The 20,393-nt window shown below is 58.5% G+C and carries 23 protein-coding genes; 10 read left to right on the top strand and 13 right to left on the bottom strand.

Translation table 11 applies throughout. The annotated features are described in order from the left end of the window. Nucleotides 1-23 precede the first annotated feature (23 nt). Nucleotides 24-1,304 carry an adenosylmethionine--8-amino-7-oxononanoate transaminase gene (locus EOL86_02640; protein NCD24482.1) on the bottom strand — a complete coding sequence of 427 codons (1,281 nt, stop codon included), beginning with the start codon at nucleotides 1,302-1,304 and terminating at the stop codon, nucleotides 24-26. 79 nt (nucleotides 1,305-1,383) lie between these two features. Here EOL86_02640 and queA point away from each other — a divergent pair, with 79 nt between their 5' ends. The 8 genes from queA (at nucleotide 1,384) to EOL86_02600 (ending at nucleotide 9,584) form a co-directional block, all read left to right on the top strand. Beyond that, nucleotides 1,384-2,469 carry a tRNA preQ1(34) S-adenosylmethionine ribosyltransferase-isomerase QueA gene (gene queA / locus EOL86_02635; GenBank protein NCD24481.1) on the top strand — a complete coding sequence of 362 codons (1,086 nt, stop codon included), beginning with the start codon at nucleotides 1,384-1,386 and terminating at the stop codon, nucleotides 2,467-2,469. A gap of 59 nt (nucleotides 2,470-2,528) precedes the next feature. After that, nucleotides 2,529-2,762 (top strand): 4Fe-4S dicluster domain-containing protein, encoded by a 234-nt coding sequence (locus tag EOL86_02630; GenBank protein ID NCD24480.1) that lies wholly within the window; start codon nucleotides 2,529-2,531, stop codon nucleotides 2,760-2,762. Beyond that, nucleotides 2,759-3,820: a 3-methyl-2-oxobutanoate dehydrogenase subunit VorB gene (gene vorB, locus EOL86_02625; protein ID NCD24479.1), complete on the top strand. Its 1,062-nt coding sequence runs from the start codon at nucleotides 2,759-2,761 to the stop codon at nucleotides 3,818-3,820. Before EOL86_02630 ends, vorB begins: the two co-directional genes overlap by 4 nt. Before the next feature lie 2 nt (nucleotides 3,821-3,822). After that, on the top strand, nucleotides 3,823-4,584 hold the full coding sequence (locus EOL86_02620; protein ID NCD24478.1) for a 2-oxoglutarate oxidoreductase: 762 nt from the start codon (nucleotides 3,823-3,825) through the stop codon (nucleotides 4,582-4,584). Next, nucleotides 4,581-5,144, top strand: a complete 564-nt coding sequence (locus EOL86_02615) for a 2-oxoacid:ferredoxin oxidoreductase subunit gamma (protein NCD24477.1) — start codon at nucleotides 4,581-4,583, stop codon at nucleotides 5,142-5,144. The genes EOL86_02620 and EOL86_02615 overlap by 4 nt, the downstream gene beginning before the upstream one ends. A 75-nt stretch (nucleotides 5,145-5,219) precedes the next feature. Continuing rightward, nucleotides 5,220-6,032 (top strand): shikimate dehydrogenase, encoded by an 813-nt coding sequence (aroE, locus tag EOL86_02610; protein NCD24476.1) that lies wholly within the window; start codon nucleotides 5,220-5,222, stop codon nucleotides 6,030-6,032. 146 nt (nucleotides 6,033-6,178) lie between these two features. After that, the gene (locus EOL86_02605; GenBank protein NCD24475.1) at nucleotides 6,179-7,336 is read left to right on the top strand and encodes an iron-containing alcohol dehydrogenase; all 1,158 of its coding nucleotides are present in this window, start codon (nucleotides 6,179-6,181) and stop codon (nucleotides 7,334-7,336) included. Continuing rightward, nucleotides 7,320-9,584, top strand: coding sequence for a PAS domain S-box protein (locus EOL86_02600; protein ID NCD24474.1), 2,265 nt, complete (start codon nucleotides 7,320-7,322; stop codon nucleotides 9,582-9,584). The genes EOL86_02605 and EOL86_02600 overlap by 17 nt, the downstream gene beginning before the upstream one ends. Before the next feature lie 54 nt (nucleotides 9,585-9,638). Here the strand turns inward: EOL86_02600 and EOL86_02595 are convergent, their stop codons facing one another. Beyond that, complete coding sequence (locus EOL86_02595; GenBank protein ID NCD24473.1) at nucleotides 9,639-11,306, bottom strand: LysM peptidoglycan-binding domain-containing protein; 1,668 nt, start codon at nucleotides 11,304-11,306, stop codon at nucleotides 9,639-9,641. Between the two features lie 73 nt (nucleotides 11,307-11,379). On the opposite strand from EOL86_02595, the gene rlmB reads away from it, so the two are divergent. Further along, a complete protein-coding gene (rlmB, locus tag EOL86_02590) occupies nucleotides 11,380-12,129 on the top strand; it encodes a 23S rRNA (guanosine(2251)-2'-O)-methyltransferase RlmB (GenBank protein ID NCD24472.1) in 750 nt (249 codons plus the stop codon). 9 nt (nucleotides 12,130-12,138) lie between these two features. On the opposite strand, the gene fliQ is transcribed toward rlmB, so the two are convergent. From fliQ to EOL86_02535, 11 genes are read right to left on the bottom strand one after another with little or no spacing between them, the layout of a single operon-like run. Continuing rightward, nucleotides 12,139-12,408 carry a flagellar biosynthetic protein FliQ gene (fliQ, locus tag EOL86_02585; GenBank protein NCD24471.1) on the bottom strand — a complete coding sequence of 90 codons (270 nt, stop codon included), beginning with the start codon at nucleotides 12,406-12,408 and terminating at the stop codon, nucleotides 12,139-12,141. Between the two features lie 24 nt (nucleotides 12,409-12,432). Continuing rightward, complete coding sequence (gene fliP, locus EOL86_02580) at nucleotides 12,433-13,224, bottom strand: flagellar biosynthetic protein FliP (protein NCD24470.1); 792 nt, start codon at nucleotides 13,222-13,224, stop codon at nucleotides 12,433-12,435. Next, complete coding sequence (locus tag EOL86_02575; GenBank protein NCD24469.1) at nucleotides 13,160-13,528, bottom strand: flagellar biosynthetic protein FliO; 369 nt, start codon at nucleotides 13,526-13,528, stop codon at nucleotides 13,160-13,162. The genes fliP and EOL86_02575 overlap by 65 nt, the downstream gene beginning before the upstream one ends. Then, nucleotides 13,521-14,090 (bottom strand): flagellar motor switch protein FliN, encoded by a 570-nt coding sequence (fliN, locus tag EOL86_02570; GenBank protein ID NCD24468.1) that lies wholly within the window; start codon nucleotides 14,088-14,090, stop codon nucleotides 13,521-13,523. Before fliN ends, EOL86_02575 begins: the two co-directional genes overlap by 8 nt. Nucleotides 14,091-14,099: 9 nt before the next feature. Beyond that, nucleotides 14,100-15,077, bottom strand: a complete 978-nt coding sequence (gene fliM / locus EOL86_02565; protein ID NCD24467.1) for a flagellar motor switch protein FliM — start codon at nucleotides 15,075-15,077, stop codon at nucleotides 14,100-14,102. A 21-nt stretch (nucleotides 15,078-15,098) separates the two neighbouring features. Next, complete coding sequence (locus EOL86_02560; protein ID NCD24466.1) at nucleotides 15,099-15,605, bottom strand: flagellar basal body protein FliL; 507 nt, start codon at nucleotides 15,603-15,605, stop codon at nucleotides 15,099-15,101. Nucleotides 15,606-15,641: 36 nt separating this feature from the next. Then, nucleotides 15,642-16,367 carry a flagellar motor protein MotB gene (locus tag EOL86_02555; protein NCD24465.1) on the bottom strand — a complete coding sequence of 242 codons (726 nt, stop codon included), beginning with the start codon at nucleotides 16,365-16,367 and terminating at the stop codon, nucleotides 15,642-15,644. Nucleotides 16,368-16,373: 6 nt separating this feature from the next. Next, nucleotides 16,374-17,210, bottom strand: coding sequence for a flagellar motor protein MotB (locus tag EOL86_02550; protein ID NCD24464.1), 837 nt, complete (start codon nucleotides 17,208-17,210; stop codon nucleotides 16,374-16,376). Nucleotides 17,211-17,226: 16 nt separating this feature from the next. Continuing rightward, the gene (locus tag EOL86_02545; GenBank protein NCD24463.1) at nucleotides 17,227-17,982 is read right to left on the bottom strand and encodes a motility protein A; all 756 of its coding nucleotides are present in this window, start codon (nucleotides 17,980-17,982) and stop codon (nucleotides 17,227-17,229) included. 30 nt (nucleotides 17,983-18,012) lie between these two features. Further along, nucleotides 18,013-18,702: a YggS family pyridoxal phosphate-dependent enzyme gene (locus tag EOL86_02540; GenBank protein ID NCD24462.1), complete on the bottom strand. Its 690-nt coding sequence runs from the start codon at nucleotides 18,700-18,702 to the stop codon at nucleotides 18,013-18,015. Nucleotides 18,703-18,711: 9 nt separating this feature from the next. Then, nucleotides 18,712-19,638 (bottom strand): GTPase Era, encoded by a 927-nt coding sequence (locus EOL86_02535; protein NCD24461.1) that lies wholly within the window; start codon nucleotides 19,636-19,638, stop codon nucleotides 18,712-18,714. 125 nt (nucleotides 19,639-19,763) lie between these two features. Here EOL86_02535 and EOL86_02530 point away from each other — a divergent pair. Further along, nucleotides 19,764-20,393: DNA topoisomerase I (locus tag EOL86_02530; GenBank protein ID NCD24460.1), on the top strand; the 630-nt coding region annotated here is incomplete at its 3' end.

Raw genomic sequence — 20,393 nt, 5'->3', positions numbered from 1 at the left:
CGCTTGTTTGCAGGTTGAGGGCATCAGCACCGATGCCCAGCCACTACGTGAACCAACGCCGCCGTGAGAAAGGCCACATCATCGTCCTCCATAATGTACGGAGGCATGACATAAACGAGGCGGCCGAATGGACGGACCCAAATTCCGTGGTCAACAAACGTCGCTTGGATTTCAGCCATGCGCACGGGATTCTTCAATTCAACCACGCCAATAGCCCCGAGCACGCGCGTGGCGGCAACATAGGGAATATCCCGGCACGGGGCAAGGCCAGCAGCCAAACATCGTTCTATTCTGGCGACATTGGCCAGCCAGTTCTCCCGGAACAGCACATCGAGCGACGCACGGGCCACGGAACACGCCAGGGGATTGGCCATGAACGTCGGACCGTGCATGAAGACACCGGGCCTGCCCTGGCATACGCCTTCGGCCACGCGGGCGGTCGCCAGGGTCGCGGCCAGGGTCATGTAGCCGCCGGTCAGGGCCTTGCCCAGGCACATGATGTCCGGACTGACGCCGGCATGCTCGCACGCGAAAAGTTTGCCAGTCCGCCCGAAGCCCGTGGCAATTTCGTCGGCAATGAACAGCACATCGAATTCGTCGCACAGCTCCCGCACCCGGCGCACGTACATGGGATGATAAAAATACATGCCACCCGCGCCCTGGACCACGGGCTCCAGAATCACGGCGGCGATTTCTCCGTGATGGCGTTCCAGGGCATCGCGCATGGGCCGGATATCGGCCTCGTCCCAGTCCTCCCCAAATCGGCATCGGGGGCGGGGAACAAAAACATGCGCGGGGAGAACGTTCGCGAAGAGATCATGCATGCCGCCCACCGGATCGCACACGCTCATGGCCGCGAAGGTATCGCCGTGATAGCCTCCACGAATGGTCAGAAGCCGCTTCTTTTCCGGTCGGCCCCGACAAATCCAGAATTGAAACGCCATTTTGATGGCCACTTCCACGGACACCGAACCGGAATCGGCCAAAAAAACCTTGGTCAGCGGCGCGGGCGTCATGTCCAGCAGCGTCCGACACAACTCCACGGCCGGAGCGTGGGTCAGCCCGCCGAACATGACATGGGCCATGCGGCCGAGCTGGTCCGTGAGGGCGGCGTTCAGCACGGGGTGGTTATAGCCGTGGATGGCCGCCCACCATGAGGACATGCCATCAATGAGTTCCCGGCCATCGGCCAGTTTCAAGCGCACGCCAGAGGCCGAGACGACCTCGTATACGGGCAGGGGAGTAATGGTCGAGGTGTAGGGATGCCAGAGGTGCTCCCGATCAAAGGCGAGAATGTCGTTCATGCTGCATTTTCAAAGCGGGTTATGGGGAATTGCGCTCCCCCGCATCTTGGGCTAGCGCCCAAGTCGCGCGAGGAAACACATGACAGCTATACCACCAGAGTTTGATCTTCAATCCTATGATTTCGACCTGCCCGAGGCCCTTATCGCCCAGGACCCAGCCGAGGAGCGCGGCACGTCGCGCCTCTTGGTCCTGGACAGGACCACGGGCGAAATCCGGGAAGCCATGTTCCCGGATTTCGCCGACCTCCTGCCCGAGGGCGCGGTGCTCGTGGTCAACAACACCAAGGTGCTCCCGGCCCGGCTCATCGGCCGCAAACCATCCGGTGGCCGGGTGGAATTCCTGCTCCTGACGCCGCTGGCCCTGATCACGCCCGAATCCGGCCCAAACGGCGCCTTCGAGGCCGAGGCCGAAGGCTTGCTCAAGGCATCCAAAGGGCCGCGTCCAGGTGAAACACTGCACTTTCCAGGCATCGACATGGTGGTTCTGGAAAAAGGCGAATTCGGCCGGGCCCGCGTCCGCCTGACCTGGCGCGGGGATCTGGCCGCGCATTTCCTGGACCAGGGGCACATCCCCCTGCCGCCCTATATCCGCCGTGAAGACAAGACCGAAGACAGATCCCGGTACCAGACCGTCTATTCCCGCGAGGACAAACTCGGCTCCGTGGCCGCGCCCACGGCCGGGCTGCACTTTACTCCGGACATCCTGACGCGGCTTGAATCCAGAGGAATCACGCGGGCCGAGGTCACCCTCTATGTCGGTTACGGCACCTTCAGCCCGGTCCGGACCGAGGACATCCGTGACCACGCCATGCACGCCGAATACGCCGAGGTCAGCCCGGAAACCGCCGCGCTGCTGGCCCAGGCCAAAACCGAGGGCCGACCCATCGTGGCCGTGGGCACGACCACGACCAGGGCCGTGGAAAGCATGGCCACACGTCTTGGAACCATCGGAGCGTTTACGGGCTGGACGGACATCTTCATCCACCCCGGATACCGCTTCAAGGTCGTGGACCAGCTGGTGACCAACTTCCACTTGCCCCGCTCTTCCCTAATCATTATGGTCGCCACACTCGCGGGCAGGCGACGTATTCTGGATGCGTACAGCCATGCCGTACGCCGAGGCTTCCGTTTCTTCTCCTACGGCGACGCCATGTTCATCCGCTGACCCCGCGTTCTTACGGGACCCAGGTCCCACGCACCGTCATCCCCCCTGTGGAGGTTTCCATGCCAAGCAGAGTCGAGTTTCGGGAAGACCGCTGCAAGGGCTGCTTGCTCTGCACCGAGGTCTGTCCGGCCGGCATCATCCAACAGTCCAACCGCTTCAACCAGAAAGGGTACAAAGTGGCCGAGGTCACCCCGGAAAACATGGCCAAATGCAAGGGCTGTGCGTTTTGCGCCATGATCTGTCCGGACTACGCCATCAATGTCTTCAAGACGGAATCCGGAGGCAAGGCATGAGCGCACCCAAACGTATTTTCGTCAAAGGCAACGAAGCCATCGCCCGCGGAGCCATTGCCGCTGGCGCCAAATGCTTTTTCGGCTACCCCATCACCCCTCAGAACGACATTCCGGAATTCATGTCCTCGGCCATGATCGAGGCCGGCGGAGATTTCGTGCAGGCCGAAAGCGAGGTCGCGGCCGCGAACATGCTCCTAGGCGCATCGGCCTGTGGCATCCGGGCACTGACGTCTTCATCCAGCCCTGGCGTGTCCCTGAAACAAGAGGCCATCTCCTACATGGCCGGCTGCGAAGTACCCGGCGTCATCGTCAACGTCAGCCGGGGCGGCCCAGGTCTGGGCGACATCGGCCCGTCCCAGGGTGACTATTTCCAGGCGGTCAAGGGTGGCGGCCATGGCGACTACAAATTGCTGGTGCTGGCCCCAGGCACGGTTCAGGAAGCCTACGACCTGACCATCAAGGCCTTTGATCTGGCCTTCAAGTACCGCAATCCGGTCATGGTTCTGGCCGACGCCATCATCGGCCAGATGAAGGAGCCGGTCGTGCCGTGGGTGCCCGAAAACCGCGATCCGAACGAAGGTCAGGACTGGGGCCTTGGAGGCGCCCAGGGACGCGCCCCGCGCCTGATCAAATCCCTGTTCCTGGACGATGGCGCCCTGGCCGAACAGAATTTGAAGCTTCAAGCCAAATACCAGGCCATGCGGGTCGAAGCCGACCAGGAAATGTTTTTGACCGAGGACGCCGAACTGATCGTGGTCGCCTTTGGCTCCATCGGCCGTATCGTCAAAAGCACGGTGCGCAAGCTGCGCGGCCAGGGCAAAAAAGTCGGACTCCTCCGACCCATCACCCTGTTTCCGTTTCCATCGGACACGCTGTTGAGCCTAGCCAAGCAGGGCAAGCGCTTCCTGACCATCGAACACAACATGGGACAGATGGTCGAGGACGTACGCCTGTCCATCCGCACCGTGGCCGATTCGGCCTTCCATGCCCAGTTGCCGGGCAATTTGCCGACACCCGACGATTTCGAAGAACCCATTTTGAAGGCGCTGGAGGGCTGATCATGACCCAGGAAATTCGCGTCACCAACTACCCCGAAGTGCTCACGGACCGGGCCTCGCATTACTGTCCGGGCTGTCACCACGGCATCGCCCACCGACTGGTGGCCGAGGCCATCACCGATCTGGGCCTTGTCGACAAAACCATTCTTGTCGGCTCCATCGGCTGTTCGGTCTTCATCTACAATTACCTGTCCCTGGACGCCATTGAATCCCCACACGGACGCGCCCCGGCGGTGGCCACGGGAATAAAACGCGCCCGGCCGGACAAAATCGTCTTCACCTACCAGGGTGACGGCGACTTGGCGTCCATCGGCATGGCCGAAATCATGCACTGCGCCAACAGAGGTGAAAACATCACCACCATCTTCGTCAACAACACGGTTTACGGCATGACCGGCGGCCAGATGGCCCCGACCACACTGGTCGGACAAAAGACCACCACCTGCCCCGGCGGACGCTGCCGCGAACACGAGGGCATGCCCATCCGCATGACCGAGATCATCGCCTCCCTGGGCGGCGTGGCCTTTGCCGAGCGCGTGGCCGTCAACAACATCAAAAACATCAAAAAAGCCAAAAAAGCCGTGGCCAAGGCCTTCGAATACCAGACAAGGGAGCTCGGTTTTTCCTTCGTGGAAGTTCTGGCCACCTGTCCAACCAATTGGCGCATGACACCGCTTGAAGCCAACAAGCGCATCGAAACAGAAATGATCCCCTACTTCCCGCTGGGTACATTCAAAGACGCCCTGGCCAAGGAGGAAAAATGAGCATGTATCAGGATGCGATCATCGCCGGATTCGGCGGCCAGGGAGTCATGCTCATCGGCAATCTTCTGGCCTATGCCGGCATGGATGCCGGCCTCAACGTGACCTACATTCCGGTCTACGGCCCGGAGATGCGCGGCGGCACGGCCAATTGCACGGTAGTAGTGTCCGATGACGTCATCGGCTCGCCCATCATCCGTTCCCCCGTGAGCCTGATCATCATGAACCCCCCGTCCCTGGACAAGTTTCAACCGACCCTTCAGGACGGCGGGACGCTGGTTCTCAACTCCTCCCTCATCGACCCGGCCCAAGCCGAAAAAAACAGAGTCCGCGTGTTCGCCGTGCCGGTCAATGAAATCGCCGACAAATTGGGGAACACGCGCATGGCCAACATGGTTGCCATCGGCGCCTATGTGCAGGCCACGGGCGTATTGCCGGTGAAGCAGGTCCAGGACAGCCTGAAGTCCGTCATCTCCGAGCACTACAGCCACATGATTCCCAAAAACGCGGCCGCCATCCAGGCCGGCGCGGATTACGTCATCGAGCACGGTCAATACATTTGATACGTCCGGGGCCAAAGGGCCCCGGAATCCGCCCTTCCGGCCTCCCCCTTCTTCACCGCAACCGGCGAGGCAGTCGTGAAACTCTTTGGCATCATCGGACATCCATTGTCCCACACCCTGAGCCCCGTCCTGCATAACTGGGCATTTCGGGACTTGGACATCCAGGCATCCTACCATGTCTGGGACACCTCCCCGGACAAACTTTCGGCATTCATGGCCGCCCTGCGCACCCTGCCCATCCATGGCGCCAGCGTGACCATTCCGCACAAGGAAACGGTCATGCCCCTGATTGATGCCCTGACCGAGACCGCCCGTCTCATCGGCGCCGTGAACACCCTGTACTGGGAGAATGACAAGCTCTGGGGCGACAACACCGACGTGGCCGGATTCATGGCCCCCTTGACCGCGCACGGCATCGCGCCGGGCACGGCCCTCATCCTTGGCGCCGGAGGCGCCGCCAGGGCGGCCCTGTGCGGGCTGCGCCAAGCGGGCTGGAAGGTATTGCTCGCCGCGCGCACGGAACCCAGGGCCGAACGTCTGGCCCAGGCATTCAAGTCCGGCCATGTGGCCTGGAGCCAGCGCCACGAAACGCGACCCGACCTCCTGGTCAACACCACGCCCCTGGGCATGTCCGGCCCGTTCCAGGGCCTGTCACCGTGGAAACAGCCCCTGGCTGGCGTGTCCCTGGTCTACGACCTGATCTACAATCCGCGCCAGACGCCTCTTCTGGCCCAGGCCGAGGCCGAAGGCGTGGCGACCCTCCCCGGACTCCCCATGTTCGTGCATCAAGGACTGGCCCAGTTCGAACGCTGGACGGGCCGGCATTTCGACACGGCTCGCGCCATGATTTTACTCGACCGAACGCTCAAGGCCCGTGCCAAATCCTGAGAACCCCCGGCACCCGCCGCGACCATAACCCCACCGGCATCACGCGAAAAAAAGTTTCCACTGGCCTTGGCACGGGTAAATTGCTAGAATTCCCATAAAGTTCAAACAGATCGCCAATACGTTCCAATGTCTGCCAGGGAGAAAGCATGAGCATTACCGAAGTGCGCAAATTTGTTGCTCCGGAGACTATTTTCGGAGTCGGGGCACTGCATGTCGTCGGCCAATATGCCAACAAATTCGGCATATCCCGGCCATTGGTCGTGACGGACCCGGGAGTCATGGACGCGGGGTGGACGGACAGCGTGGTGGCCAGTCTCGCCGAGGCGGACGTCGACAGCGTGATCTTTTCCAAGGTCACCCCCAATCCCAAGGCCGAGGAAGTCATGGCTGGCGTGGATCTGTATCTGGAAAACGCCTGTGATGGCATCGTGGCCGTGGGTGGAGGCAGCCCCATGGACTGCGCCAAGGGCATCGGTATCGTGGTCACCAATGGCGGCCACGTCCTGGACTACGAAGGCGTGGACAAAATCATCGTGCCCATGCCCCCCCTGATCTGCGTGCCGACCACGGCCGGCACCTCGGCCGATGTGTCCCAGTTCGCCATCATCAACGACAGCGAACGCAAAACCAAGATCGCCATCATCAGCAAAACGATTATCCCGGACGTGGCGCTGATCGACCCCCAAACCCTGACCACCATGGACCAATACCTCACGGCCTGCACGGGCATGGACGCCATGGTCCACGCCATCGAGGCCTTTGTCTCCAACGCGCAATCAGCCATGACCGACCTCCACGCCCTGGAAGCGGTCCGTCTCATCCACGGGCATCTTCTCGCGTCGCTGCGCGATCCGGCGAACCTGGAGCTTCGCGCCAAGACCATGCTGGGCAGCATGCAGGCCGGGTTGGCCTTTTCCAACGCCAGCCTGGGCGCCGTCCACGCCATGGCGCACAGCCTGGGCGGTTACAAGGGCCTTCCCCACGGCGAGTGCAACGCCATGCTCCTGCGACACGTCATCGACTTCAATTTCCCGGCCGCGCCGGAACGATTTCGGGCCATCGCCGAAGCCATGGGCCTGGATAGTCGCGGCATGACCAGTGACGCCATCCGAACCTGGCTGCTCGCGGCCGTGGACACGCTCCGCACCGAGGCCGGCATCCGCGCCACCCTGGGTTCGCGCGGCATCCGGACCGGCGACATCCCGATTCTCACCGAAAAGGCCATCCTCGATCCCTGTCTTGTCACCAACCCCAAGCCCGCCAGCAAACGCGATATCGAAGTCATCTATGAAGAAGCTTCCTGACGATCTGTCCAAGGATGTGACGTCGTTACGCGACAAAATCGTCGGTCTGAGCGAATCCTCGGGCCGCAAAAGTTACTACCCCATGCTGCAGCAAAAAATTCGCGAGCTGCAAGGGGAAATCACCGAACGGCGCAAGGCCGAAAACGCGCTGCGCGAGACACTGGAACGGATCGCCAAACAACAGACCGCCATTGCCGAAATCTCCACGCACCCGGCGGTATTTCATGGTCGTCTGGAGGGGGCCGCGGCCATGATGACGGCGACAATGGCCGAGGCCCTGGACGTGGATTGGGCCGGCCTGTGGCTGATCCAGGGCGATGAATTCTGCTGCGTGGACCAGTATGACCGCGCCTCGGGACACCACGAATCCGATTTCTGCCTCGAATGCCGAGGCTATCCGGAATATTTCCAAACCTTGCGCGCGGGCGCCCCTATCGTGGTCACCGAGGCCGGCGCCGATCCCCGCACCCAGGCATTTACCACGAACCAGCTCCATCCCAAGGCCATCGTGTCCATGCTCGACGTTCCCGTCCGCATCGACGGCGAGCTGGTGGGCATCATCTGCTTCGAACAAAGCGCCCCGCCCCGTTCCTGGCAAAACGACGAGATCACCTTCGCCAGCCGCGTCGCCGATCAGGTCGCGCTGATGCTGATCAGCAAACGACGCCGACTGGCCGAGGAACAACTCCGCGAGGCCCATGCGGACCTGAAGCGCAGTCTGCGCTTCACCGAAGTTCTGCTGGAAGCCGTCCCCATCCCCATCTTCTACAAGGATCAGGACAGACGCTACCTCGGGTGCAACCAAAACTTCACCGATATCATGGGATTGGGCAGGACCGAGTTGGCCGGAAAAACCGCCGAGGACTTCTGGCCAGAGCTCGCGGACACCTATGCCCACATGGACCACAAACTGTTCACCGAAGGCGGCCGCCAGGTCTACGAATCGACCATCCGCGACAAAGACAACTGTCTTCGGGATGTCATCTTCGCCAAGCAGGTTTTTTCCGACGAACACAATCAGGTTTCCGGCATCATTGGCTCTTTTCTGGACATCACGGATCGGAACCGAGGCGAAGCCGAAAACGCCCGGCTACGCAGCCTGCTCGCCAACATCATCAATTCCATGCCATCCGTGCTCATTGGAGTGGACGCCGAAGGCCGCATCGCGCAGTGGAACCAGCAAGCGGCCCTGGAAACTGGCCTGACCGAAGACGAGGTCCAAGGACAGCCGCTGGACCGGATCATTCCCTGGCTCCATCGGGAAATGGAGAATATCCGTCTGGCGATCTCCCGCAAGAAGCCGCTCTTCGAGGGCAAAACAAGCCGCACGGCCAAGGGCGACACGATCTACGAGGACATCACCATCTACCCCCTGATCACCAATGGAGTCGAAGGGGCGGTAATCCGCATCGACAATGTCACCAGCAAGGTCCGTATCGAGGAAATGCTGGTCCAGTCCGAAAAAATGCTGTCCGTGGGAGGGCTGGCCGCGGGCATGGCTCACGAAATCAACAATCCCCTGGCCTCCATCATGGGCAACGCCCAGGTCTTGGAGACGCGCCTCTTGCATGTCCTTGCTCCCAACATCGAGACGGCCCGCGAAGTTGGCATCTCCTTCGAGGCGCTGCGGGACTATCTGGAAAAACGGGGAATCCCCAAAATGTTGCAGGCCATCCGCAGCTCCGGGGCCCAGGCCGCGCAGATAGTATCCAACATGTTGAGCTTCAGCCGCAAAAGCGACTCCCAACTGGTCTCCGAGGATATTGTCGATCTTCTCGACAGGACCCTCGATCTGGCGGGCACGGACTACAACCTCAAAAAAAATTATGACTTCAAACGAATCGAAATCAAAAAAGAGTACGAAAACAATATCCCGCCCGTTCTCTGCGCGGCCAGCAAACTCCAACAGGTTTTTCTGAACCTGCTCCGAAACGGCGCCGAGGCCATGGCTGAAAAAACCTACCCGACACAGGACCGGCCCCGGTTCACGATCAGAGTCAGGGCCAATTCTCCCTGGATACGCATCGAAATCGAAGACAACGGACCGGGCATGGAAGACGGTATCCGCAAGCGCATCTTCGAGCCGTTCTTCACCACGAAGCCCACGGGCAAAGGCACCGGCCTGGGCCTGTCCGTGTCCTATTTCATCGTCACCGAAGGACACGGCGGACGGATGGACGTGCAAACCGCGATGGGGCAATGGACGCGCTTCCGCATCGACCTGCCATCCATGACCCTGCGGCCATGAAAAAAGGCAGGTCCACCCGGGCCTGCCTTTTTTCATGAACAACGATCGCTCTGATCAGCGCGTATAGACCTTGAGCTGGTCTCCTGGCCGCAAGGCATCGTTTTTGGCCAACCGATTCCACTTGCGCAAATCCAACATCGAAACATTGAAGCGCTTGGCGATATTCCACAACGTATCGCCAGGACGAATCCGATATTCGACCAATTCCTCGCGGGCTTTTTCGGCCTTGGATGTCGCGGCACGCGTTTCGACGGCACCAGCATCGGGAACAAAGAGTTTCTGCCCGACCGAAAGCGTGGCGCCCGTCTTCAAGCCGTTTGACTTGAGCAGCGTGGCCGCGTCCATTTTAAAGGACTTGGCGATGGACCACGGCGTATCCCCCTTACGGACGACATAATTCGCCCGTTTCGTCGCCCATTTTTTGGCATCCTGCTCCACGTTGGCGACCTTTGCCGCCGGTGTCGGGCCAGTCTTGCCAGGAATCCGGACGGTTCGTCCGACATGGAAGGAAAGCTTCGGGTTCGCCTTGCGCAACGAGGCCACGGAAACGCCGTACTTCTTGGCCACTCCCCACCAGGAATCACCTGGCCTGATTTTATAGGCGGCAAATTCGGTTCTGGTCTTGGGGGGGCGGCGTAAAAACTCCTTGGCCTTGGCCACGTACTGCGCGGGCAACGCGATCCGCACGGACCGCTCCGGCGCCTGCTGCTTGCGGAACACCGGGTTGAGCTCGCGGAAGGCCTTCCATTCGAGGCCAACGTCCTTGGACAAGGCAAGCAAATCCGTGCCACCCTTGGCCTGCACGTAGGCCACGGACCGTGGCCGGACGGTCCAGTCGATCGGCTCGAAACCGAGCTTGTCCAGATTGCGCGCGATCTTGACCACGGCCAGGAACTTCGGAACATACAGCTTCGTTTCCGATTTGATGTCGGAAGACACCGCGCACAGCGACAGATAATCCGAGCGGCCGGTTTTCTCCATGGCGCGCCCGATGGTGCCCTCGCCCGCGTTGTAAGCGGCCAGGGCCAGGGGCCAATCGCCAAAGATCGCGTACAGCTTCTTCAGGTAGCTGATCGCCGCTTCCGTGGATTTATAGGGATCACGGCGTTCGTCCACCCAGGAGTCAACGGCCAGACCATACATGGTGCCGGTCCGGGGCATGAACTGCCATACGCCGCTGGCTCCGGCCCGCGACAAGGCGAAAGGATTGAAACCGCTCTCGACAAACGGCAAATAGATCAAATCCTCGGGCAGCCCTTCCTGACGAAAACGCTCGCGAATATGGGGCAGATAGACCCTGGCCCGCTTGAGCCAGTTCTCGAATGTTGTCCTGTGGGTGTGGGCAAAATAGTGAAAAAAGCGCTGGACATCCTGATTTTCCACGGTATCCAAATCCACGGGAAACGAAATATCCGAGTCCAGGACAGTCCGCTCCTCGGAACTGAGCGGACCAACTTCCGTGACATCTTCCAGCTCGGGAGTGGGCTCGTACGCTTCGGTATCGACTTCGGTTGCTTGATCGCCGGCAATCTCGCCAGCATCCCGCGTTGTCTCCCGAGGCAAGGACGGACTGGCCTGCTCCGGCCCCGGAGCGTTCTTGGCCGAACAGCCGGCCGCGATCAGCACGACAAGCAGCAGGAGGGTGCGAAATAGTCCTGTCAAAACAAACTCCTGGTCAAAAGTTAACCCTCTGGGCCGCCTCCATGCGGCGAACGGGACCAAATAATAGCAGTTCGGCTACATAAATATTCTCGAAAAAGCAAATCCTCCACCCCGCAACCAATCAGGACTCGCCATGCACGCCAACAAACAACCCAATCCATACCTGACCCCTGGCCGCAAGCCCGTCATGGAGCTTCTGGCCACCCAACCCGAAATCATCGACACGATCTTTCTCGCCGAAGACACGCCGGGCTTGGGAGAAATCCAGAAAATCTGTCGCGAACAAAATGCGCGCTTCCGCAAAATACCGCGCCACGAGCTGGACCGGATGTTTGCTGGCAACCACCAAGGCGTCATCGCCCGGGTCCGGGGCCGTCGTTTTGTGGACCTGGACCGGCTTATCGAACAGGCATCCTCGGCCGAATTTCCCGTGATCCTGGCCCTGGATCAGGTTCAGGATCCGGGCAATGTCGGCACCCTGGCGCGGACCCTCCACGCCCTTGGCGGCGTGGGATTACTCTTCCCCCAGGACCGAACCGCGTTCCTGGGCCAAGCCGCCGCCAAGGCCGCGGCCGGGGCACTGGATCGACTGTCCCTGTGTCAGGTCGTCAATCTGTCCCGGGCACTGGATGCCTGCGCCATGGCCGGTCTGGCCATCTACGGATCGGACGCCGGGCCAAACAGTCAACCACTGTTCAAGGCCAGCCTGCGCCTGCCAGCGGTACTTGTTTTGGGGAACGAGGACAAAGGGATGCGCCCCAACGTCGGCAAACGCTGCGACGCGACGCTCAAAATCCCTATCCGGGAGGACTTCGACTCCCTCAACGTGGCGCAGGCCGGGGCCATGATCCTGACCGAAATGCTTCGCCAAAGCCAAGGATAACCCGTCGGACTATTTGATGTACTGTGGAAAATTGAGAAAAATTTCCTGGGTAAAGGAAATCATTTTATCCATGACCCAGGGAAAGGAAATGAGCAAAGCCAAAAAGACAGCGATGATCTTGGGGACAAAGGTCAGGGTCATCTCTTGGATCTGGGTCGCGGCTTGGAGGATACTCACGAACACTCCGACCCCCAAACCCACGCCAAGCATGGGCAGGGAAATAATCAGCGTCAATTCTATGGCTTGACGAGCGAATCCAATGACAAATTCAGGAGTCATCTTGGGGTCCTTGCCATGGGGCACCTACGCAAAACTGTTGACCAGGGAGCCGATGATCAGATTCCAGCCATCCACCATGACAAAAAGTAGAATCTTGAACGGCAGGGAAACCATGACCGGCGGAAGCATCATCATACCCATGGATAAAAGAATACTGGCCACGACCATGTCCAGAATAAGAAAAGGGATATAGATCAAAAAGCCAATCTGAAATCCCGTTTTCAATTCACTGATCATATAGGCTGGAATAAGCAGCATGGTGGGGACATCGTCCTTGCTCTGAGGGCGCTCGATGCCGGAAATAGAGAAAAAAACCGACAAATCCTTTTCCCTGGTATGCTTGAATAAAAAGGAACGCAGTGGCTGTTCGGTCCGCTCCAGCGCTTCCCGATACCCAATCTCTTCCCGCAAATAGGGTTGCAAGGCGGTGTCATTCACGGTCCGCCCGAGCGGCATCATGATGACCACCGTCATAAAAATGGCCAGGCCGGACAAGACCTGATTGGGCGGCATCTGCTGGATTCCCATGGCTTGCCGCAAAAAATGAAACACAATGATGATCCGGGTAAACGACGTGAGGGTCAAAACAATGGATGGAGCCAGGGTCAGCACCGTCAGCAAGGCCATGACTTCCAGGGCGACGGCTACTTTTTGCGGTTCGGCCTGCCCGGCCGACAATTGCAGGGACAGGGATGGAATGAGGGGCGTATCCGCGCCCCAGATCAGATTCGGGACAAAAACCAGCGCCAGGCTAGTCAGGAGTATCGGCCACCTCGCGATGATTTTCGCGCTCCAAGGCCTCGGAAAATGTGGCATGTTCGGAATGAGGGTCATGGTCTGCTTCTGTGATCAAGGTGATTCCGGAATCGGTGACGCCCAACAGCAAGAGCTTATTCAAAAAGCGGACCATCACAACCTGCTTGCGGGGGCCCAAGACGATCCGATCCTCGACCCGCAACGCAACCCGGCCTCCGGACTGCACCCTGCCGGCAAAACCGTGACGCCTGAGCAAGGCCAGACCCAGAAAAATCAGGCCCAAAATCAAAAGCAGACCCGCGGCCATCTTGATCGAAGCTAGGCCAAGCCCCAAATCCGTGCCCGTCAATGTCGCGTTATCCAAGTTGCTTCACCCTCTCGATGGGACTGATGATGTCGGTCAGACGGACCCCGAATTTCTCGTTGATGACCACGGCTTCGCCACGGGCCACCAATTTGCCGTTGACCAGGATTTCCAAGGGCTCCCCGGCGAGCTTGTTCAATTCGATGACGGACCCCTGCCCCAGCTGAAGAAGTTCATTGATCAAAAGCTTGGTACTGCCCAGCTGGGCCGAGACTTCCAGGGGGATATCAAGAATGAAGTCAAGATCCTTGCGCAAGCCCTCGGACTTGGGAGCCTTGGCCTCGCCCGTCAAATCCTTGTATTCAAAATTTCGGCTCTGGGCGGCCAGTTGTTTTTGTTTCTTTTCATGCTGGAGCTTGCTTTCCTCCTCGTCGGCCAAGGTTTTGGCCCATTCGTCGGCCAGACCTTGATCCGAGCCCTTCTCCGAGGTTTCCTGCTCCTGCAAGGCCGCGGCCCAGGCGTCGGCCAAATCCTCTTCCGAGCCGCCATCCTGTTCCGCGTTATTCTGTTCCTGCAATGCGGCGGCCCATTCAGCGGCCAACTTGTCCTGATCTTCGGCCATCATCGTCCCCTAATAATTGAGTTCCTGCTCCTTGAGCACCTTGAACGCCTTGTTTCCCTTGACGAAACCGGGAGTGCCCTGAAATTTGACCACGCCCTGAATCCTGGCCATGAGCATGTCGTCCTCGTCCTGATCCAAAAGCAAGATATCCCCGACCCGCATGTCGAGCAGCTGACGACCCGTGATCTGGGTGGTGCCGAAGGTCACGGCCATATCCACCGGTGTTTCCAGAAGTCGATCCCGAAAACGTGAAATCCAGGCGTGGTCCACCTCCAGTCTTTCGGTCTGGAAGGCGGCGTACAACTTGGATCGAATCGGTTCGATGGTCGCATAGGGCAAAGCCAGGATCAGGGAACCCAGGGCTGTTTCCAGCTCGACCTCGAAAGAGATGACAACCACCACGTCGCTGGGCGGAACGATGGTCGCGAACTGAGGATTAATCTCGGAGCGCAGAAGCTCGATGCTGACTTCGTGCACCGGACGCCATGCATCCTCCAAATTGGCCAGGATAATCTTGACCACCTTGGTAATGATGGACTGCTCGATGGGCGTGAAGTCCCGCCCCTCGATCTTGGGTTGGGAGCCCGCGCCTCCAAAAAAATTCTCCACCAGGGAAAACACCAGCCGCGTGTCGACCACCAGCAACGCGTTGCCGCGCAACGGCTCGATCTTGAAAATGTTGATACTGGTCGGCACGGGCAGGGATCGCATGAAATCCCCGAATTTGGACATGTCGATGGAAATGGGATTCACGTCCACCCGTTTGCGCATGGTGTTGGCGAGGGCGCTGGTTGCCAAACGGGAGAAACGATCGTTGATAATCTCCAAGACCGGCATGCGGCCGCGGATAATCCGGTCCTGATTGGCGAGATCAAAGGTTACAACCCCGTCCTCGGCCGTGGAGGTTTCCTCCTCGGTCTCGATTTCTCCACCGGAAATGCCACGCAACAAGGCATCGACTTCATCCTGGTTGAGGATCTTACTCATGCTGAACCATGTTCCTGGCGGCTACTGGATAACAAATTCCGTGAAGTAGATATTTTTGATCTTGCCCTTGCCGACAACTTGACTCAGCCGTTCCATGATTTCGTTTTTCAGCTCGATTTTCTGATCCATGGAGCTGATCTCGGAAAAAGTCTTGCTGGAGAGCAGCAAAAGCAAGCTGTCCTTCACCTTGACCATGGCGGCGTTCAATTCTGGCGTGACTCCCGGCTCGACCTCCACGTCCATGGTGATCTTCAGGTATCTACGCCCCATGGGGTCGGCCAGATTAACGACAAAAGGATCCAGTTTGACAACTTCCGGCGGCACTTCTTCCTTGGCTTTTGCCGCCGCGTCCCCGGTGGCATTCCCTTCGGCGGCCGGATCGCCCTCGGGCTGCAAAAAAAACTTCCACGCCACGAAGCCACCCCCGCCAAGCAGGACCAGGAGCAGCACGAGGATAATGATAAGCTTCAGTTTCCCGCCTTTTTTCTTTTCGGTGGGTTCTTCGGTTTCATTTTTTTTAGCGGCCACGCGTCCTCCTTTGGTCGTGATGTATGGATGTCGGGCCTAAAGATATGTCCGGCCCGTGGTTTTCAGCAAAATTTCCACCCGGCGATTCTTGGCGCGCCCCTCGGGCGAATTATTTTCCGCCAGCGGAAAATCCGGCCCATAAGCGGAAACGGAAAAACGCTCCGGCTCGAACCCCTGCTCCAAAAAAAACGTCAACACAGCCATGGCCCGCTCCGCCGACAAAACATAATTGTCCTTGGCCCCTCCGGGAACATTGTCCGTGTACCCGGCGATATTCACGGGCACGGGATAACTGGCCAAAAAGGCCACGAACTCGGAAAGCAATTTCTTGCTGGACTCGTTCAGCTCACTCTGCCCGCTTTGAAACAACAACCCTTCCGAAAGAACAATCGCCACGCCTTCGGGCCGGGCCAACACTTCCAGGTTGTTCAACAGGGCGTTGCGGGGCATGTCCTTGGGCAAGACCTCGTCCGGAAAAAGCGTGTCCTTGAGACGCTGATGATTCTCGAAAATTTTTTCTTGATCTTGCAGCGTCTGCTCGATGAACTCGAATTTCGCCGGCACCTTGCCGGCGCCCTTCGAGGGGGCGAGCCCTTCGTCCCCCACGAGACTGACGGCGATTTCCCGCATGATGGATCTGTCCATGGTGGCCATGGACAAGAGGAGCACGAAAAAAGTCAACAACAAGGTCATCAGGTCCGCGAACGTGACCAGCCAGCCCATGCCCGCGCCTGAACTTTCTTCTTTTTTTTCTCGCGCCATGCGGGTCTACTCCGGAAGATCGAACCGAAAAATATAATCACGCACGCGAAACGTCTTGGGCGTTTCCGACGCGCCGGCCTTGCCGAGCTTCTCGATCTCGGAGGCCACGGCCGGCGCCCAACTACCAATACGCTTGTCCAGGGTGATATCCACCCTGCGGTTGGCTTTCCGATCCGCGAGAGTGGCGTCTCCAGCCTTGGGGCGATACCGGCCAAAGGCCTCGATCCGAAATTTGTCCGCCGGGATGCCGGACTCAACAAAATATCTGTACACGGCCAGCACCCGATCCAGGGATAGACGCCAGGAGAAATCCACCCTCAGGTCCGCTGGAACCAGATATTCCGGACCAAATTCATCCCGGCCACCGGCAGTGTGGCCAGACAGACCAAGAGGATACGCGCTATCCTGGATCGACGGGCGCACGCTATCCAGAAGTTGCCGCCCTCCGGGAGTGAGCTCCGCGGAACCGGGACCAAAAAGCACATCGGAATTGATGGACAGGCGTTGGATGAAGCCGTTGTATTCAAAGCGTAAATCGGAATTGGGAGCTTCCCAGACGCGTTTTTTTAACCCCTGCAGGTCCTTGAACATATTGATTGGACCCGGATCCACGGCCCTCCCTGGCGTGGTGGTCAAATCGTCCAGGGACGGCGCTCCGGTTCCAAACTTTCCCGAGACAGACCCCAAGGCCACCTTGCGCTTGGTAACATCCGTCAGCGAGGCCATGGACACCAGCAACACAAAAAATGTCATCAGCAGGGTCGTCAGATCTGAAAAAGTGATCATCCAGGCCGGGACTTCTTCTCCCCCGCCTCCGGACGAAGCCTTTTTCTTTCGCGCCATGGGTCCTCCTCTCCGCTCAGGAACTGGCCTTGCGCGTTTTGGGTGGCAGGAAACTGTTCAATTTTTCCTCGATGATGCGCGGATTCTCTCCCCTGGACAAGGACATGAGGCCTTCGACGATCATGGTTCTGACCAAGACCTCTTCCTTGCTGCGGGTTTTGAGCTTTCCAGCCATGGGATTGAACACGATGTTGGCCAAAAGCGCGCCATAAAAAGTGGTCAGCAAGGCCACGGCCATGGCCGGGCCGATGGAGCTGGGATCGCTCATGTTCTTGAGCATGAGCACCAATCCAATAACCGTGCCGATCATTCCCATGGCCGGAGCCAACGCTCCAAAGCACAGCAAAATCTCGGCACCACGGGCGTGGCGTTCCTCTTGGTTTGCAATCTCCGTGTCCATGATCTCCTGGATGGCTTGGGGCTCCAGCCCGTCCACGGTAAGCTGCAAGCCCTTGCGTAAAAAATCGTCCGAAACCTCCTTCAGGATGGGCTCCAGGCACAAAATCCCTTCCCGCCGGACCTTGCCCGCGTAATCAATAAATTTCACGATGACTTCCGACGGCTCTTCTTGCTTGGTGAAAAAAGCCTTGCGCATGACCTGCATGACGCCCAGCACATGATTGAGAGGGTATGTGATGAGAGCCGCGCCGATGGTGCCGCCAATAACAATCAGAACCGACGGAAAATCCCAAAAGAGAATAATGTTGCTGCCCATGGCAGCGAAAACCAAACCAAAAGCGACCAACATGCCAATGACGGTTGCTAAATCCATACGATATCCAATCCCTCCCACGCCATGGTTTCAGGCGCGCGCTCCAAAAATTCTGGTACCAACACGAACCAGTGTGGCGCCCTCCTCGATGGCCGCGGCGAAATCTCCGGTCATGCCCATGGACAATTCGGGCAGTACCGCTCCGTGGCGCCGCTCCAGGTTGTCCCGAAGTCTTCGCAGTGCCGCGAAGTAAGGTCTGGCCCCTTCCGGATCATCAAAAATCGGCGGCATCAGCATGAGCCCACGCCAACACAGACACCTTGAACCCATTAAAAAATCAGCCAGCATTGGCAAATCCGTCTCGGAAATGCCGCTTTTCTGCGGTTCCTGGGCCAGATTGACCTGTACGAGCACGTCTTGGTGCCCCCCCATGATTTCGACTTTATTCTGCAATGCTTGCGCCAATCTGACAGAATCCACCCCATGAATCAACGCGAACCGTCCAACAACGAATTTGACTTTATTGGTCTGCACATGCCCTATGAAATGCCAGTCAATATCGGCGGGCAGGACGTTCATCTTGGTCTGTGCTTCCTGGATGTAATTCTCGCCAAAAAGGCGCTGGCCCGCTTGATACAGGCGCTTGATATCCTCTGCCGAATGAAATTTGGAAACCGCCAAAAGTCGAACATCGGCAGGCGAACGTCCAGCCCTGCGGGCAGCCTCCGCCATTTCGGCCAGCACGCCCTGCCACCGCTCCACGAGACACGACGAGTCCATCCTCCCTCCTTAAACACCAAGGCCTAACGAGGCCATGAAATGCCCATCCTCGGTCCACCCCTCCCGTACCTTGACCCACAACTCAAGATGAACCTTGGTGCCGAGCAAGGCCTTCAATTCCACGCGGGCCGCTTGGCCAATTTTCTTCAGATTACCGCCTTGGCGCCCAACAATCATGCCCTTATGACTGTTTTTTGACGTAAAGATGGTCGCGTGGATGGAGACCATGTTCTGCTCGGTCAATTCCTCCCAGCTCTCGATTTCCACGGCGATATTGTAAGGAAGTTCCTGGTCCAAAGCCAAAAAGAGCTTTTCGCGGATAATTTCAGCGGCCAGAAATCGAACCGGGGCGGTACTGAGTTGGTCCTCGGGAAACAACGGGGCGCTCAAAGGCAAAAAATCGCGCGCAATGCCGAGCAAACGTTCAATCCCATCGCCCGTTCGAGCGGAAATCGGCACTAACTCAACCCCGGGCCAATGCTCGGAACACGCGGTCAATAGTTCGAACAAGCGCTCCTTGGGCTTGATCCGGTCGACTTTATTCACAGCCACGACCAAGGGGATGTCCAAGGAAGCCAACTTCGTGGCCAAGGGACGCAAATCCCGCGCCAACGCGCTTCTGGACTCGGCGTATTTGAAGCCGTCCAGAAACAAAATCGCCCCGTTGGATTCCCGCAGGGCGCCCCAGGCCGCGTCGACCAAGAAACGGTTCAATTTGCCCCGCGCCGCATGAACACCGGGTGTGTCCAAAAAGACGATCTGCTCCGAATCCGTGGTATGGATGCCGGTAATGCTGGTACGCGTTGTCTGGGGCTTGGGCGAAACAATCGCGATCTTTTCCCCGAGCACGGTGTTCAGGAAGGTCGATTTACCCGCATTGGGGGGCCCGATGAGGGCAATATATCCCGCCCGGAAATCAGAAGTATTGTGTTTCATGAATTTGATTCTTTATAAAAGGATACCGATAGGTTGAAAAAATAAACCACTCGTGGCGCACAGGATGTACCCGGGAAATTCCCCTTGCGGTGCGCTTCGGAATCTGGATATAGGCCCCAAACATTATGGGCAAGGACTTAATCATCGTTGAATCTCCCGCCAAAATCAAAACCATCAAAAAGTTTTTGGGCGACGGGTATGAGGTCGAGGCATCCGTTGGTCACGTGCGTGATCTCCCCACCAAAACGCTGGGGGTGGACGAAGAGCACGATTTCACGCCCGACTACCAAATAATTCCTGGCAAGACCAAGGTCGTTGGCAAGCTCAAATCCGCGGCCAAAAACGCTGATACCGTCTATCTGGCCCCGGACCCGGATCGCGAGGGCGAAGCCATCGCCTGGCACGTGGCCGAGATTATCCGCGATGCCAACTCCAATCTCAAGCGTATCCAATTCAATGAAATCACCGCCAAGGCGGTAAAAGAAGCCCTGGCTCACCCCACCGAGCTGCGCAAACCGCTATTTGACTCCCAACAGGCGCGACGCATTCTGGACCGCTTGGTTGGGTATAAAATCTCCCCCTTGCTATGGAAAAAAGTCAAACGAGGACTGTCCGCTGGACGGGTCCAATCCGTTGCCCTGCGTCTCATCGTGGACCGCGAACGGGAACGACAGGCCTTTGTTTCCGAGGAGTATTGGCTCTTTAAAATCGCCGCCGAAGGCACGACACCGCCGCCGTTCGAGGCCGATTTGTGG

Source organism: Deltaproteobacteria bacterium (genome assembly GCA_009930495.1).
GTDB lineage: Bacteria > Desulfobacterota > Desulfovibrionia > Desulfovibrionales > Desulfomicrobiaceae > Desulfomicrobium.
Note: the sequence above shows the minus strand (reverse complement) of the source record. Positions and strands in the feature narration are given on the sequence as shown.